The sequence below is a fragment of the Wolbachia endosymbiont of Drosophila incompta genome (assembly GCF_001758565.1).
Lineage (GTDB): Bacteria > Pseudomonadota > Alphaproteobacteria > Rickettsiales > Anaplasmataceae > Wolbachia > Wolbachia pipientis.
Window position 1 is genome coordinate 1,032,549 of record NZ_CP011148.1, and the last position, 3,237, is coordinate 1,035,785.

General features: G+C 34.1%; 3 protein-coding genes. 2 read left to right on the forward strand and 1 reads right to left on the reverse strand.

Annotation, left to right across the window (positions count from 1 at the left end; translation table 11 throughout):
* Positions 1–183: 183 nt before the first annotated feature.
* Together WG67_RS04655 and hisS are read left to right on the forward strand one after the other, a co-directional pair.
* Positions 184–747, forward strand: a complete 564-nt coding sequence (locus WG67_RS04655; RefSeq protein WP_022626407.1) for a NifU family protein — start codon at positions 184–186, stop codon at positions 745–747.
* A complete protein-coding gene (gene hisS / locus WG67_RS04660; protein ID WP_010963026.1) occupies positions 744–1,970 on the forward strand; it encodes a histidine--tRNA ligase in 1,227 nt (408 codons plus the stop codon). The genes WG67_RS04655 and hisS overlap by 4 nt, the downstream gene beginning before the upstream one ends.
* 20 nt (positions 1,971–1,990) lie before the next feature.
* Here the strand turns inward: hisS and surE are convergent, their stop codons facing one another.
* Positions 1,991–2,743, reverse strand: coding sequence for a 5'/3'-nucleotidase SurE (surE, locus tag WG67_RS04665; RefSeq protein ID WP_010081939.1), 753 nt, complete (start codon positions 2,741–2,743; stop codon positions 1,991–1,993).
* Positions 2,744–3,237 lie beyond the last annotated feature (494 nt).

Genomic DNA, 3,237 nt, shown 5'->3' on the forward strand with positions numbered 1-3,237 from the left:
ATAGAGTTCATCATGAAACTCATATTATTTTTTTTTGTCAGGAAAAGAAAAAATATAACAACGCTAGGCAAGACAAATGTAATTACTATGAATACTAAAAAAAGAAAAAAGATGAATGACATGTATATTTTTTTATCATTTTATGATTAAATAGTAACAATTATAATTGTCATGGTAAATAACATGTTCATCCAGATTGAAGAAACACCAAACCCAAATACGCTAAAATTCCTTCCTGGATTTGAAATTTTAAACGAAGGAGAAACTGCTGATTTTTCAAATGCGAATGAGATAAAAAATTCTAAACTAGCAGCAAATCTTTTTCAAATAGAGCATGTGGTAAGAGTATTTTTCGGTCATGATTTTATTTCAGTAACAAAATTGGATGGAATTAATTGGGATATATTAAAAGTAGAAGTTTTAACTACAATCATGAATCACTTTACTTCTGGTGGAAAAGCACTAGATAAAGAAGAAGTGAATGATCCAGATGAAGAATTTTTTGATAAAAATGATATAGAAATTGTAAATAGAATAAAAGAATTGATGGAAAGTCATATCAAACCTGCAGTTGCTCAAGATGGTGGCGATATCAAATTTCGTGGCTATAAAGATGGAATAGTTTATGTTGAGTTGCAAGGAGCTTGCTCTGGATGCCCAAGTGCTGCAATTACTTTAAAGCAAGGAGTGCAAAATATGCTGAGCTACCACATACCAGAGATTGCAGGTATAGAGACCACACTATGACTAATCAAACGGTTAGAGGAACAAAAGATCTCCTGTTTGATGAATGGTACAAGTTTAAATACATAGAGCAAACAGCAAACAGAATCTCAAGTTTATACGGCTTTTTGCCCGCCCAAACTCCAATATTTGAGTGCACGGAGGTTTTTACAAAAACCTTAGGTGATAGCTCAGACATCATCACTAAAGAGATGTATAGCTTCAATGATAAAGGGGGAAAGAGCATAACTTTACGTCCTGAGTTCACTGCAGCGATTGTCAGGCTACTCATTGAAAAAAAACTGCAAACACCGATAAAATTATTCTCAACAGGACCTGCATTTCGCTATGAAAGACCGCAAAAGGGAAGGCAAAGGCAATTTCATCAGATAAATTTTGAGGTTTTTGGCATAGAAGATCCAAAAGCTGATATTGAATTGATATCACTCGCTCAGCACTTACTAACTGAATTTGGCATCAATAAAAATGTAAAGCTGGAAATCAACTCTTTAGGTGATGGTGAAACAATAACTAAATATAGAGAAGCTTTGATCTTATACTTTACAAAGTATCAAAATGATCTATCAGAAGATAGCAAAAATAGGTTGATCAAAAATCCACTCAGAATACTGGATTCCAAGGATGAGAAAGATAAATCAATAATTTCTGATGCGCCTAAAATCAGCAATTATTATACGAAAGAGTCCTCAGATTTCTTTGAACAAATACTAAATGGATTAACAATTCTTGATATACCTTATACCGTAAACAATAAACTAGTTCGAGGTTTGGATTATTATTGCCACACAGTGTTTGAGTTTGTTACAGAGGATTTAGGTGCACAAGGGGCAGTTTTTGCCGGTGGAAGATACGATAATTTAGTATCTTCAGTAGGTGGAAAACACACTCCAGCAATAGGATTTGCAGGGGGTATTGAGCGCATAATGGAGTTAATCAATTATTCTCCGAAAGAAGAGCGACCTATTTACCTAATTCCAATCGGTAGAGAGGCTGAAAAACATGCTTTAACACTTGCAAATGAATTGCGCAGAAATGGTTTATATGTAATCTATGAATATAGCGGAACGCTCAGAACCCGAATGAAAAAAGCAAATCAAGCAAATGCTAAAGCTGCTTTAATCTTTGGCGATGAAGAATTGAGTAGTAAAACTTTAAAGATTAAAAACATGGATACAGGTGAAGAAAAAATAATTGCTCGCGATAACACAATAGAAAATATCTATTAGGAGCAATGCAAATGTTTTTCTCAGTCAGCTATAGAAGAAAATTCGTCTGCACAAGAATTTTTCATAGTATTCAAAGTATCATAATCTGTAAAATCTAATTTTACCGGTGTAATAGTAATAAATCCTTCTTTTATTTTATTTATACTACCACTGCCTGAGTGCTCTCGAGACCAATTTAAGCTAAAAGAGCCATTCGAATTTTCAGTAAAAGTTAAATCCCCATCAATATTATATTCACCTTGTTCAGCAAATTCTACTCCTTTTACTTTTTCCGTAGCAGGAAAATTTACACTCATCACTATGTTTTTAGGCCAACCAACCTTAACTAGCTTGGCAATAACCTTTGGTGCAAAAACCTTTGTATTGTGCCAGTCTATTTTATCATGATAAACTTGGCTCAGCGCAATAGAAGGTATAGACCTTGCAGCACCTTCCATTACAGCACCAATTGTTCCTGAATAACAAATATCGTCCCCGACATTTGATCCAATATTTACTCCGGACAATATTAAGTCTGGTTTTTTATTCATAACTTTATTTAGCGCAATAATGACACAATCTGCAGGAGTACCAGACACACTAAATTCCCTTTCACTATGTTGTTTTATTCCAATAGATTGTTTCACTGGATAATCAAGAGATCTTGCAGCTCCGCTTCTATCAGTATCTGGTGCCACTATCCATATTTCTGACGCAAAATTCCGTGCAACCTCTTTGAGTAATTTTATTCCTTCACTTCCAAAGCCATCATCGTTTGTTATCAATATTATCATATACAATACTCAGCTATACAGCTCCAAACTATGTGAAACACTGGCTGTAAATAAACTCATGAGGCTTTAGGTTTCTTTGCATAACTGTGGACTGTAACAAAGAACCTGCTGTAAATCAATAGATTTCTTGCACAGGCCATAACTGTCATTACAATAGAAACGAAAAAACTTACTTGACAAACTCCGCCAGCCCCCTTATCATGAAACTGAATTTATTTATTTATCTTCTCTGTACAGATTAAATGCCAAAAAAACTCACGTATCTGGCGTCTCATGTTTAATTTTTTGCACTATGTGCACCTTATGTCTTTATCAAACTTCTACCTACATAAGCTGAAACGCGCTTATAAAGCGTTTAAAACATAAAAAAACGCCAACTTAAAAAATGGATAGTGAATAACTAGCTACCCTAGGGTTTCTTTTGCCTTTTTTTCTGTTTAGTAAATTTCTTAAACATTTATAGCTAAGGTTAGTTGCATTTAAAAGCAGCTGAG